The 13,172-nt window shown below is 44.6% G+C and carries 13 protein-coding genes; 8 read left to right on the forward strand and 5 right to left on the reverse strand.

Annotated elements, in window-relative coordinates; translation table 11 throughout:
- Positions 1-50: 50 nt before the first annotated feature.
- A complete protein-coding gene (locus R7Z78_RS19475; protein WP_005374436.1) occupies positions 51-944 on the reverse strand; it encodes a LysR family transcriptional regulator in 894 nt (297 codons plus the stop codon).
- Positions 945-1,093: 149 nt separating this feature from the next.
- Here R7Z78_RS19475 and R7Z78_RS19480 point away from each other — a divergent pair, with 149 nt between their 5' ends.
- A complete protein-coding gene (locus R7Z78_RS19480; RefSeq protein WP_005374439.1) occupies positions 1,094-1,447 on the forward strand; it encodes a DUF413 domain-containing protein in 354 nt (117 codons plus the stop codon).
- 147 nt (positions 1,448-1,594) lie between these two features.
- Here the strand turns inward: R7Z78_RS19480 and R7Z78_RS19485 are convergent, their stop codons facing one another.
- Positions 1,595-1,846, reverse strand: coding sequence for a DUF3081 domain-containing protein (locus R7Z78_RS19485; protein WP_005374440.1), 252 nt, complete (start codon positions 1,844-1,846; stop codon positions 1,595-1,597).
- Between the two features lie 374 nt (positions 1,847-2,220).
- On the opposite strand from R7Z78_RS19485, the gene nagB reads away from it, so the two are divergent.
- Positions 2,221-3,021 carry a glucosamine-6-phosphate deaminase gene (nagB, locus tag R7Z78_RS19490; protein ID WP_005374441.1) on the forward strand — a complete coding sequence of 267 codons (801 nt, stop codon included), beginning with the start codon at positions 2,221-2,223 and terminating at the stop codon, positions 3,019-3,021.
- Positions 3,022-3,112: 91 nt separating this feature from the next.
- Here nagB and R7Z78_RS19495 read toward each other — a convergent pair whose 3' ends face one another.
- A complete protein-coding gene (locus tag R7Z78_RS19495) occupies positions 3,113-3,979 on the reverse strand; it encodes a hypothetical protein (RefSeq protein ID WP_005374442.1) in 867 nt (288 codons plus the stop codon).
- Between the two features lie 154 nt (positions 3,980-4,133).
- The gene (gltS, locus tag R7Z78_RS19500; RefSeq protein ID WP_025768732.1) at positions 4,134-5,360 is read right to left on the reverse strand and encodes a sodium/glutamate symporter; all 1,227 of its coding nucleotides are present in this window, start codon (positions 5,358-5,360) and stop codon (positions 4,134-4,136) included.
- A 413-nt stretch (positions 5,361-5,773) separates the two neighbouring features.
- On the opposite strand from gltS (R7Z78_RS19500), the gene R7Z78_RS19505 reads away from it, so the two are divergent.
- From R7Z78_RS19505 to R7Z78_RS19515, 3 genes are read left to right on the forward strand one after another with little or no spacing between them, the layout of a single operon-like run.
- Positions 5,774-6,145 carry a GntR family transcriptional regulator gene (locus R7Z78_RS19505; RefSeq protein ID WP_005374444.1) on the forward strand — a complete coding sequence of 124 codons (372 nt, stop codon included), beginning with the start codon at positions 5,774-5,776 and terminating at the stop codon, positions 6,143-6,145.
- Positions 6,142-6,999: an ABC transporter ATP-binding protein gene (locus tag R7Z78_RS19510; protein WP_005383221.1), complete on the forward strand. Its 858-nt coding sequence runs from the start codon at positions 6,142-6,144 to the stop codon at positions 6,997-6,999. Before R7Z78_RS19505 ends, R7Z78_RS19510 begins: the two co-directional genes overlap by 4 nt.
- Positions 6,999-7,829 (forward strand): membrane protein, encoded by an 831-nt coding sequence (locus R7Z78_RS19515; RefSeq protein ID WP_025768731.1) that lies wholly within the window; start codon positions 6,999-7,001, stop codon positions 7,827-7,829. Before R7Z78_RS19510 ends, R7Z78_RS19515 begins: the two co-directional genes overlap by 1 nt.
- Before the next feature lie 99 nt (positions 7,830-7,928).
- Here the strand turns inward: R7Z78_RS19515 and gltS (R7Z78_RS19520) are convergent, their stop codons facing one another.
- A complete protein-coding gene (gene gltS, locus R7Z78_RS19520; RefSeq protein WP_025768730.1) occupies positions 7,929-9,164 on the reverse strand; it encodes a sodium/glutamate symporter in 1,236 nt (411 codons plus the stop codon).
- A gap of 862 nt (positions 9,165-10,026) precedes the next feature.
- Between gltS (R7Z78_RS19520) and R7Z78_RS19525 the strand changes: the two genes are divergently transcribed.
- The 3 genes from R7Z78_RS19525 to R7Z78_RS19535 all read left to right on the forward strand — a co-directional run bounded on the left by R7Z78_RS19525 (position 10,027) and on the right by R7Z78_RS19535 (position 13,069).
- On the forward strand, positions 10,027-10,821 hold the full coding sequence (locus tag R7Z78_RS19525) for a DUF4344 domain-containing metallopeptidase (RefSeq protein WP_169644035.1): 795 nt from the start codon (positions 10,027-10,029) through the stop codon (positions 10,819-10,821).
- Between the two features lie 24 nt (positions 10,822-10,845).
- Positions 10,846-11,232, forward strand: a complete 387-nt coding sequence (locus R7Z78_RS19530) for a thiol-disulfide oxidoreductase DCC family protein (RefSeq protein WP_025998548.1) — start codon at positions 10,846-10,848, stop codon at positions 11,230-11,232.
- Between the two features lie 175 nt (positions 11,233-11,407).
- On the forward strand, positions 11,408-13,069 hold the full coding sequence (locus R7Z78_RS19535) for a methyl-accepting chemotaxis protein (RefSeq protein WP_025768726.1): 1,662 nt from the start codon (positions 11,408-11,410) through the stop codon (positions 13,067-13,069).
- Positions 13,070-13,172 lie beyond the last annotated feature (103 nt).

Below are 13,172 nucleotides of genomic sequence, written 5' to 3' on the forward strand. Positions count from 1 at the left end.
CCTTGATTTCTCAAGGCGGCTTTTTCGTTTTTCTGACTTTTCATTCAACGCTATTCGTCGGAAGTGCCAGAACCAATTTGCTGAAAACTGTAAGCGGTCAGTGGATCGATCTCTTTGACAATTTCTTCCACTTGCTTAATCGCGTCTACAGACGAGCTAGCTTTACGATAGCTCAAATAGATAGGGCGACACCAATCTTCTACTCCAGACACCTTGTGAAGCTGCCCATTAGCGATAAATGGCTCCACGAGAGAGATTGGTAAGTACGCGGCTCCACCCTTCTCTAAAATAAAGTCCAATGCGATACGCGCTGTTGAAGTGCGTAAATATGGAGCCGGAATCTTAGGGTGACGTTCAGAATGCTCTGAGGAGAAACGCGTCCCCCAGTCAACGTACACATATTTGTTTTCGAAAACGGTGTCTAAAGAATCTTTCTCAGTTGATACCAGAACGAGAACAACATCTGCCACTTTTTTACAGTTAAGCTCATCAGCTTTGATCTGATCGAACGCAAATGCCATATCTAACGTGCGCTCTAGCAAGCTACGACTGAGCATCTCACGTCCCATCACTTCTGCCATGAAGCCATAACCACCAAACGAATCTGTGACGACACTTAAACAATTCTGTAAATAAGCGTCCCAAATGTTTGGCGTGCCACCTAACGTTAGTTGCAGCGCTTTGCCATCTTCAAGCGATAATTCTAGCTTCGCTTGTTGCAATGTAGTGACCATTACCTCGGCATAGCTGATTAAGCGCTCACCTGCAGAGGTCAACTTTATGTTATTTCGATCACGAATAAACAATTGCGTATCGAAGTAACTTTCCAATTGTTTGATACGTGCGCTCACAGCGGCTTGGGTAATATAAAGGTTCTCAGCAGCACGTCCGAAGTGACGAACTCTTGCCAGCTCTAAAAATGTTCGAAAGACTTTTACATCCATAAACCATCTCCTGGTTAATATAAAACCAGATTAACAACTAATTAAAATCATGACGACAAAAAAGTTTTGTTTTTCTTTTGTTAGATTTAAGCCTAATTTTCGCCGTAAGTTCACTACATTCATCAATAACGGTTACAGAGGCTGTTGACATGTCTGACACTGAATTCCGTCATGGCAAAAAACGTTTTTACGATAACGTAAAATTCCCACGCGGCTTTGCAAAGTCTGGCGATTTTACTCTTTCAGAAGAGGAAATCCTAACAATTTATGGGGATACAATGCTTGGCTTAGAGTCAGGCGAATTAACACCTGAAAACAGCGAAGAGAAACACTTCATCAAGGTGTTAGAAAACCCGGGCAAAGCAAAAACAAAACTTGAGCGTACGTGGCTAAAGTACACCCAACTTGCTCGTGGTCGCAAGCGCTTCCATACGCTAAATGGTCGTAACAAGCCTGACGCCACAGAAGAATACATTGAAGAGAGTTTGGTTGAAGACGATTAATAACCAATAACCTAGTTCTCGCCTTTTTCTAGCAGTAGGCGAAAGCTCGTTTGACTTTACTGAGCGAGCAAGACAAGCTCATTTCTTCTCCTAAAGCCCAAGGGGGCATTCTCCCAAGGGCTTTTTTAATATTTGGGTGATGACCGTTTACTTGGCGAGCGTCGCAATCTTTTTCAGAAAGCTCTCTTTCAAATGCTCTTGGTCATATTCCAAGTGATAGGTGTTGTGGAAGCCAATTTTTAGCTCAACACCATTCCCTCTTAAGAAAACGTTGTACCCATCGTAGTCAGAAAACGCTTCTACACCTTCATACATTTTACCAAATTCGGTTGGCGTACCGTTGTTCATCACACATTCGTAAGCCTGTAGTACTTTGCTCGGATCTAACTCATTTTTCATACCGAATTCCTCACTGGTTTACACATTTCAATTATGGTTAAAGAATGAGCGCCATGCCATATCTAACCCATAATATTTGAAGTTCGTGTGCGATTTCGCACTCTGTAGGTTGTTAAAAAACAAGGTTAAGTGCGAAGGCAGAACTTAATTTAGATCATAAATTTTATCTATTGATTCGTCAGTTTCATAATGCAATTTCTTTGTAAAAAATCGTCTTATAAAAGCATTTAGATATAAAAATCGTCGACAAAACCAACATTGGTTAAAGAAAAAGCAAAATTTTGACCTAAAACAATAGCAGTTCGCCATTACTTATTTTATAATGCGAATTAATGTTTCAGTACATCGTCAATTCCAATAACTAGGGGCACAAAATGAGACTTATCCCGTTAACTCGAGCAGCACAAGTAGGTAAGTGGGCAGCTGCGCATATCGCTAAGCGTATCAACGACTTTAAACCTACTGCTGAGCGTCCATTCGTTCTGGGTCTACCAACTGGTGGCACTCCTCTAGCAACCTACAAAGCCCTAATCGAGCTTTACCAAGCCGGCGAAGTCAGCTTCAAAAACGTCGTGACTTTTAACATGGATGAGTACATTGGCATCCCTGCGGATCACCCAGAATCTTACCGCTCGTTCATGTACAACAACTTCTTTAATCACATTGATATTCAAGAAGAAAACATCAACCTACTGAACGGTAACACAGACGATCACGACGCAGAATGTAAGCGTTACGAAGACAAAATTAAGTCTTACGGCAAGATCAACCTGTTCATGGGCGGCGTGGGTAACGACGGTCACATCGCGTTCAACGAGCCAGCGTCATCTCTTTCTTCTCGTACTCGCATCAAGACCCTCACTGAAGACACTCGCATTGCGAACTCTCGCTTCTTTGACGGCGATATAAACCAAGTGCCTAAATACGCGCTGACTATCGGTGTTGGTACGCTTCTAGACTCAGAAGAAGTGATGATCTTGGTCACTGGTCATAACAAAGCTCAGGCACTTGAAGCAGCCGTGGAAGGTTGTGTAAACCATCTATGGACAGTTTCTGCACTTCAGCTTCACCCTAAAGCGGTGATCGTATGCGACGAACCAGCTCAACAAGAACTGAAAGTGAAGACAGTGAAGTACTTCTCTGAGCTAGAAGCAGAAAACATCAAAGGCTTTTAACCCATAGGATGGCAGCCTAGAAACACACTAAAAATACAAAACCCGTGTTGAACACGGGTTTTTTCTTATCTGAACAGCGGGGCTTAAGTCGTTAATAAGCTTTAATACCAAACTGACGAAGACGCTTAGGAAGCACTTCATCCAACTTGTCTAGTTCACTCGGTTCGACTTCGATAAGGTTGAAATGATGCTGCTCATAAACAGTACGAATGGTCTCACGGTCGGCCTGAGCCATCTCCCCATCGTCACTTCCCCAAAATTGCAAATAGACTTTGCCACCTGGCAAGTAAAAATCGCTAGTGACATCTTGGTCAATCGGCAACTGACGCTCATAAGCGTGCACAACACCAGCCAAGTACAGCCAGTTGTCGATGAGCAACTCCCCCTTAGAGCGCACGTAATGCCCATCTAATGTTCGGTGCTTGGCTTCAAATTTTTGGCGAAAGCTTGAGTACGATTTATCCGTAGAATGTGACTCCGCGTCTTGCCCTAAAAACTCAATGACAGACTGCTTAAGACGCTTGTTACGCAGCACCACATCGTGCCATACGACAAAGGTATTTTGTGTTTCTTTATCGGTTCTTTGCTGCCCACCAGCGCGCACACCAGCTTCAGTGACACTCCATCCCTCTTCGGATTTGGTCAACCAACCCAGTTCACTCAAAAGCTGGTTCATGCGCTTCGCATTCAATTTCAGCTTTTCACCCAGTTGTGTCGCGCTCAATGTTTTCCCTGAGCTGGGAGTCAGCTCAATATGTAAGTTGGTCGGCCAGACGATGAACTGGCCAAATTTAGGGTGATCCACATACTCACCGCCAAACTTTGCCCCTTCTTCGGTCAAAATCCACTTTTCATCTTGGCGAACGATGTAGCCTGCACGTTTGAGATCGGCAAACAGCAGCTTAGCTTCTACCTTGCGCATTTTCGCTAATGCCGACGTCGATATTTTTTCAGACATGTGGGTACCTCATGCTGCTGCAAAATTGAACACTATGTCGTCATAGTAACGCATTGATTTCACGGCTTGAAGTCAGGCAAACAAGATTTCGTGTTACAAATAGCAAAGCCAGCGTATAGGTGCTGGCTTTGTTATTTCGGTAAAAAAGCGAATGTTATTTAATAAAAGCGATGCATCCTTGCAAAATCACTAAATTCACAATGTCGATGAAGAATGCACCGACAATTGGAACCACCATAAATGCTTGTGGTGATGGACCATATCGACTCACGATGGAGCCCATATTCATGACCGCAGTCGGTGTAGCACCTAACCCAAAACCGCAGTGTCCGCTAGCGATCACCGCCGCATCGTAGTTGCCTCCCATCATGCGGAATGTTACGTAGTAAGTGAACATCGCCAACACTGCCGACTGAATAGCAAGAATAATAAGGAATGGGATCGCAAGATCGAAAATATTCCACAATTTCAAACTCATCAAGGCCATGGCAAGAAATAGAGATAGTGCAACCGTGCCAAGAATATCAACGGTTTCTAAATCAACCTTGCGCGCCTTCGTCACTTCCATGATGTTAGTGATAACAACACCAATAAACAGCGCATAAACAAAATCGGGAATCATTAACCACTTGATGTCAAAACTGCTTACCCAACTCTCCAGATACTTCGCGCCTGTCACGCAAAGTAGAATGATGGACAAGCTTTCAACGACTCTTTTCGCTGTGACACGATCTTCCTCATGTTCGTTGTACGTCACCAGTTCAGGGAAACTCTGATGACTTTGATTGGTGCGTCCGTATTCCGATTCCAAGTTGTGTTTGTTTAGTAGCTTTTGTGCAACAGGGCTGCCAATAATCCCGCCCATCACCAAGCCAAATGTAGCAGAAGCCATTGCCACCTCTAGAACATTATGCAAACCATACATTTCTTGAAAAGTTTGCGACCACGCAGCTCCAGTTCCATGTCCGCCAGAAAGCGTAATGGATCCGGCGATCAACCCCATGAGTGGATCTAACCCCAACGCTGTTGCTAAGGACACGCCGACCGCGTTTTGGATAAGAATGTAGACCGATGCCACAACTAAGAAGATGAAAACCTTCGCACCGCCTTTAATCAGTTGGGTGTAATTTGCCGCTAAGCCAACGGTTGCAAAAAACATCAGCATAAAGACGTTTTGCAGTGGTAAATCAAAGGAGACATCCACACCATTTAAGTGCATCGTCGTGATGACGCAAGCGACCACTAGACCACCAACAATTGGCTCTGGAATATTAAATTTTTTTAAGGTTGGTAACTTGGTATTGATGAACTGCCCTAAAAACAACACGCAAATTGCGACGAGGAACGACTCCTGTGGGCCGATAGATATTACCTGATTCATGAGACCTCTTTACTCTACTCTTTCTCATTCATTGAGCACGCGCTCAACGTGAGATAGGTGCCTAAGCCAGTCAGATTGCCTCTCGAAACTTTTGTTTTCTAGGCCTCCTTGACCATCAATTCTCATCAAGTAAGAAATAGGCAGACCTAAAATTATGCTAATTATCATTCGGTGAGAATATTCATTTAGAACAGGCGATAAGTGTATTGATGGGAAGAGAAAAACAACACTTCTCAACTTATGAGAAGCAATTAATTTCCATATAAAACAAAACCTCAAAACAACGACCACATAGGTGGATATTTAGAGCGAATGAGACAGGCGGATACACTAGGTTTTAAATTATTACTTTCTCTCTAATGCACTAGGTGTTATACATATATATAACACCATCTCAACCAAGAGATTCACTCATGACTAATTGGCATGATCGCCAACCGATATTTCGACAGTTGGCAGACCAGATCACGCAGCAAATACTGCAAGGTGTCTGGCAAGAAGGCGATGCTCTGCCCTCCGTCCGTAGCATCTCTGCAGATATGAAAATTAACCACCTCACCGTTATGAAAGGCTATCAATTGCTTGTTGATGACGGGCTAGTGGAGAAAAAACGCGGTCAAGGTATGTTTGTCGCTTCAGGAGCAAAGCTCAAATTACTCGCAGACGAGAAGGCACGTTTTCTTCAGCAACAAATTCCGCAGATAGCCGACACAATACAGCGTCTGGATATGTCACTCGACGAATTCATTCAACAACTAAAACCACACTTGAAAGGTGACCAATGAGCGCATTAGTCAGTGTAAACAACGTCTCCAAGCAATATCAGCAACAAGGAGAAGCACTGCATGAAGTGAGTTTCGACCTACATGCAGGACAAGTACTTGGCTTACTCGGCCATAATGGCGCAGGTAAATCAACGCTTATTAATGCCCTACTCGGTGCACATGAATATCAGGGCACTATTCGTATCAACGGATTTGAACCCATTATGCAACGCGACAAGATAATGCAGAGCTTATCCTACATCTCGGATGTCAACGTTCTGCCAGATTGGATGACCGTTGCTCAACTGCTTAACTATACCGAGGGCGTGCACCCAGGGTTCAATCGCGCCCAAGCAGATACGCTACTTCGTCAAACGGACATCAAACCTCGTGCGCGTATCAAATCTTTATCCAAAGGGATGAAGGTGCAATTACACCTCGCGATTGTGATCGCGACCAACACCCAAATCCTCATATTGGATGAACCGACACTCGGGTTAGATCTCGTGTATCGCGAGACGTTTTATCGTCACTTATTGGAATGGTTTCACGACGGCGAGCGCGTGTTGATCATCGCCAGTCATGAAGTATCAGAGATTGAGCACTTGCTGACAGATGTTCTGATTCTTAAGCATGGTCGCCCCGTTCTGCAAACCTCGATGGACAGTATCAGTGAAGACTATTTCATTCTTGAAGCCAACGACGAGCACCGCACACAAATTGAAGCGATGAACCCACTCTCGTCACAAAAAGGCCTCGGTTCAACGAAATGGTTACTCAAAGCCCAGTATGCCCAACAAGCAGAAACAATGGGCTCCATCCATGGGGTGAAATTAGCGGATTTATTTTTAGCATTGCAGAAGGAGGCAGCGTAATGCGTTCAGTTGTCGCGATGTTGCAAAAAGAGTGGTTAGAAAACCCTCTTGTTTTACGTATTCCACTGTTTGTGTTGGCGTGTGGAGTTATTCTCTTTGTGAGTTTAATGAGTAACGACACTCTACAACACAATATGTTTTTCCAAATGAGCTTTGGTGGCGATGTCAGTGACATTCACAAAGAGCTTGGTGATGATGTCAATATGTTGATTACCGGAGGAGCAGGGCTGCTGTCTATCTTGTTAGCCGTTCAGTACTTCCCAAGAACGCTACGCAAAGAACGGGCGGAAGGCAGCATTATGTTTTGGCGCAGTATGCCTGTCAGTGACATAAAAGCCCATTTAGTGAAGCTAGGATTTGGCTTATTGGTGATTCCGCTTGTCTGCTCGGTGCTCGTACTCGCTGCAAATTCAATGTTGTGGTTGCTGAACATCTCTACTGATCACCAATTGGCTTTATTGTACCGCCAAGCCTCGTTAGGTTACGTGCTGCTGCATTGGGGAGAGTTTTTAATCAGAATGTTGTTCGCCGGTATTCTGCTGTTACCGCTGGCATTAACTGCGATGGCTATTTCACAAAAAGTGAACTCACCACTGGTCATTTTGTTTATCGCCATTTATGCGCTGCGTTGGATGCCTATCGCACTTTTTGGTTTCTACGGGCTAGATCAGTTTTTCTCCGAAGTGCTTTACCTTCCGCTGCACGCCATTATTACACCAAACCCATTCAATGCCATTCCTCAAGCGGGTTGGTTAAACGTTGGCATTTACGCCTTCATTGGTATTCTTGGTTGGACAGCTAGCCTCAAGTTCAGCCGAACTATCCAATAATGCTTCGTTCAATAAACGACCAAACCAAGTCATAAAAAAACGGTCACAACCAGTGTTGTGACCGTTTTATTTCGCCTCTAGGAGCTCATCCACTTAACTTTAACCAAGGAATGAAATGTAGCCTTGCAAGATAATTAAGTTGACGATGTCGATAAAGAAAGCGCCCACAATTGGCACCACCATAAATGCTTGTGGCGACGGGCCAAATCGGTTAACGATCGAACCCATGTTCATTACGGCTGTTGGGGTTGCCCCCAAGCCAAAACCGCAGTGCCCCCCTGCAATAACAGCAGCATCGTAGTTGCTTCCCATCACTTTGAACGTAACATAGTACGTAAAGATTGCTAAGACGACAGACTGCACAGCTAAAATAACCAAGAATGGAATCGCTAGATCGAAGATATTCCATAACTTCAAGCTCATCAGAGCCATCGCTAAGAACAGAGATAGCGATACCGTACCTAACATATCGACCGTTTCGGCATCTAACTTACGAATCTTGGTCACTTCCAAGAAATTCGTAATGATCACACCAATGAATAGCGCATATACGAAGTCTGGAATCATCAGCCATGAGATTTCATACGTGCTTACCCATTGCTCGACATACTTGGCCCCAGTAACACAGATCAGTAGGAAGAAGAGTTTCTCCACCACTTTTTTCGCCGTTACTTTATCTTCTTCGTATTCATTGTAAGTCACCAACTCCGGGAATTTCTCGTGAGTTTTGGCATCTCGACCACCACGACCATACTCAGACTCTATGTTGTTCTTTTCCACCAGACGCTGCGCTACAGGGCTACCAATGATACCGCCGATGATCAAACCAAAAGTCGCTGATGCCATTGCAATTTCTAAGACGTTATCCAATCCATACACGTCTTGAAAGGTTTGTGACCACGCAGCACCTGTACCATGACCACCTGACAGAGTAATCGAGCCAGCAATTAACCCCATCAAAGGATCTAAACCGAGCGCCGCCGCAAGTGAAACGCCAACGCCGTTTTGTATGATGATGTAAAACGATGCGACAGCTAAGAAGATAAAAACCTTCGCACCTCCTTTCATCAACTGAGTGTAATTTGCGGCCAAACCAACTGTCGCAAAAAACATTAACATAAACGTATTTTGTAATGGCAAGTCGAACTCTAAGTCGATGCCGTTGAAATGAAGAGCAGTAATCATGCAGGCCACAATAAGACCACCTACAATCGGCTCAGGTATGTTGAATTTCTTTAAAATCGGTAGCTTAGCATTAATAAAATGCCCCAGGAAAAGCACACTGATTGCGACCAAGAAGGACTCCAGTGCACCTACAGATATTAAATGATTCATATCGCCTCTTATTATTGTTCTCTTCATTCTCCGTAATGAATGAGTGTTAGTTTAACCTTCGTTCAATAGCAAATTTTCTCGCTTTATTGTTTCGAAAATACTCAAAAAGTTGGTGTAGATGCGCCTTAGGCTAGTTTAAGGGGCGCTCCTTAAGCGATGTGTCAGTTTTTACGCTGTTAGCAAGCCCTTAAATGTGAAAGGAGCTGATACAGCTCCTTCAAATGGCCCCTCGCAATACCTGTGCGTTATCGCTTGGGCTGTCGTGTTGTGAGTAAATTCTGGGTGACACTTTCTGAACCACTTCGGGCTCCCTTACTTAAACAGAATGTGTCAATTACTATCAAACAAAGTTCCTTCCCGTTGTAACCGCTAAACGCCGAGAGCGCGTTCAAAACAATTGGGTTTGCCTGTTCCTGTCGTAGCTTTTCAACTCTGGCTCATGGTGTATAAACGAGCCGAATCCAAGGAAACTCTCAGGCTGCAACAAACGTTTTCGTCACAACGGAGCAGGATTATAACATATCGCTGATAATTTTCTTCAATTCAGTGACATTCACCAACCCCATAGTTAAACCTTGCAATGATTAACTGCCTATTATCATTTTCACAGATAAAGATCGAAGCACAGTTACTCAGTAAGCTTCTTAGAATACGATGCATAGCTAATAACTTCACCGCCGTTCTTATCCAGGAGGTCTTGATAAACGCCCTAGAGAACCAAGCAGCCGAAATATGCGATGTTATCATGATTGCTTTTCGAGACCGACGTCCCGACTTTGGCTAATGAGTACAACCCCAACTATGCATCAGACAAAAACATGTATAATTTTTTATACAAGTTATTCAATAACAAGAGTCCCACATGAACATTCATTCGCTTTGCCCTGCACTATTACTCAGCGTCGTCTCATCAGCTACAGCAGCTGAAAACATTCGTATTCAATATTCTCCCGTAGAGACAACTCATGAAAAAATCGCCCAACAATCTATTCAAAGCAGCGATGTAAACACCATCTTTGCTGAGCTATCTCAGGCCTACTTTCCATTTGATAAAGCTCTCACGCTGGTTTACGGCGGAGAAGATGGTCCAATGTATGATCCTGATACACACACAATATACGTTCCTTACACTTTTTATTTGGAGTCGCTCAATTACTTCTCCAATAATCAGTATGAAGAACGCTTCGGAAAATCCCCAAAAACAGGGGCGCTAGATACGTTATTGCACACTTTACTTCATGAAGCTGGACATGCTTACATCGAAGATCAAAGCATCCCTGTTCTCGGAAAAGAAGAAGATGCGGTCGATAATTTTGCCACTATTTTAATGATTGACTTCCTAGAAGATGGCGCAGATATGGCCATTAGCGCCGCCGACATGTTCGCATTCGAATCCGGCGACAGACCGGACTACTACGATTTTGGCGAGTACATTGACGAACACAGCTTTGATTTGCAGCGTTACTTTTCAACGTTATGTTTGGTGTACGGTAGTGATCCTAAGCAATACAAAGCCTTACTCGATGAAGTAGAAAAAGACTACCTGCGTGATCGCAAAGAGTTCTGCCAATTCAATTACGGCAACATTCGCGACAATTGGCTGCATTACTTGCAAAACAATGAACCAAAAGAAAATTCGCCACGTAAAAGCGATTAGAAAATCTCAAACAAGAAGACCGCAATGACAAAACTCACCATATTTTATGACGGAACCTGCCCGCTTTGTGCCAAAGAGATGAAGGCGCTAAAACAACGCGATGCCAAGCAGCACATCAAAACCGTCGATATCTATAGTGATGCATTCGCAGATTATCCTCAGATCGCTCCTGAACAAGCCAACACCATTTTGCACGCCCTCAACGAAAAGGGGGAGCTTCTGCTTGGGTTGGACGTGACTCATCGTGCGTGGCAACTGGTTGGTCGCGGTTGGCTCTACGCTCCACTGCGTTGGCGCCTCGTTAAACCTGTTGCTGACTGGCTTTACCTCAAATTCGCAAAGAATAGGTATCGCGTCTCATATTGGTTAACAGGGACTTCTCGTTGCAATAGTGGGTCGTGTTCACGTTAATTGTGATCCCGCTTAAAAATGCTACGACCTTCGTCTAGATTTACAAATTTCCAGTACTTCTGATTGATTAACTCGGTTAATCTCTAAGCATTACAACAATAAGTATTAACACTTTTATCAGGCAAGCTTATTCAGCTTGTCACTTGTAACGCTGCGCCGAGAGAAGGACGTCTCTATGAATCTGACGATCAGAAAACGACTATATATCCTTTCAATAATTCCAATTCTAACTATGGCAATAGGCATGATGTGGTTCACCTACGTACAAACCACGGCCTACAACGAGCACGAGATTGAGCAAACTCGAAGTCGAATGATGGAGATGAAAAAAGCCGAACTCAAAAGTTACGTACAAATGGCGCGTTCCGCTGTCGAGCCGCTACTCGCACAAAATGCCCCACTGGAAGAGGCTCTGCCTATCTTGAAACAACTAGAGTTTGGTCAATCCGGCTACATCTTTGGTTATGATTCAAAAGGCGTTCGCGTCGTGGTGGGTAAAAACACCAAAGGCATCGGGGAAAACTTCTATAACTTGCAGGACAAGAAAGGCAACTACCTGATTCAGGATTTGCTAAAAAATGCCAAAACTGGTGAGTTCACGACTTATTACTTCCCGAAACTCGGTCAGAGTGAAGCACTACCGAAACTCAGCTACTCAGTCTTTATTCCTGAATGGGACTTGATGTTGGGAACGGGTTTCTACACGGACGATATCGACGCCATTGTGGCAGACATGGAAAAAGCCGCACACGAAGATCTCAACACCACACTAACTGCGATAGCCCTGTTTTGTGCCTCGATAACAGCGATAGTTGCAGTCTTTGCCGTATTTGTTAACCGCAGCATCATGAAACCTATTGAGCAGTTTGATGCTTCAATTCACTCTTTCGCACAAGGCGATGCAGATTTAACAGCGCGCATGGAAGAATCTAGCGTGCCGGAGTTCACGCAGCTGAGCCGCAACTTCAATATCTTCGTTGAAAGCCTCCAAGGCATCATCAAGAGCGTTAGCCACGTAGGACAAGAAGTGGTTTCAGAGACCAACGAGATGTCACAGCGTGCATCGCAAGTGGATGAATTAGCTTCTGGTCAACGTGAAGAGACCGAACAAGTCGCAGCGGCAATGACCGAGATGACAGCAACGGCGCACGAGATTTCAAACAACGCTAACCAAGCAGCACAATCAGCCAGAGACGCCGATGAAAACTCGCAACAAGCAAAACACATTGTTGATTCGGCAGCGAACTCTGTCGAAGCACTCGCGCTAGAGGTGTCGGAAGCCAGCACGGTGATTTCTCGTTTAGAGAGCGACGTAAAAAACATTTCTTCTTCTCTGGAAGTGATTCAGGATATCGCCGAGCAAACCAACCTATTGGCACTAAACGCAGCCATTGAAGCAGCCCGTGCAGGCGAACAAGGTCGAGGCTTCGCAGTCGTTGCCGATGAGGTTCGTAAACTGGCGAGTCGCACTCAAGACAGCACAGGCGAAATTCACCAAATGATTGAGCAGTTGAAGTCTGGCTCGGATGCGGCAGTGAAAGCCATGGGTTCAAGCCAAGCGCGTGGTGAAGCAACGGTTGAGGAAGCACGAGCTGCCTCTGCCGCACTGCAAGAAATCCAAGCCGCAATTGCTAACATCATGGACATGAACACGCTTATCGCAACGGCAACCGAAGAGCAAAGCCAAGTTGGGCAAGAGATTTCACAACGCATCGAAGTCATCTCTCAACAAAGCAGCCAATCGGCGCACCTTGCCAACCAAAACCGCGCAGGCAGTGGCAACCTTAACCACAAAGCTAACGAGCTGTACGACTTGGTCGGTCGCTTTACGGTTTAACGCTTTCCTCACCCATTCACCATGCAAACAGCGGCGCCAAAACGTCGCTGTTTTTATTTCTGCTATCCTCATACGACTTAGCTATAATGCCGCCAACTTAGCA

Origin of the sequence: Vibrio sp. 1167 (assembly GCF_033340375.1) — a bacterium.
Taxonomy (GTDB): domain Bacteria; phylum Pseudomonadota; class Gammaproteobacteria; order Enterobacterales; family Vibrionaceae; genus Vibrio; species Vibrio alginolyticus.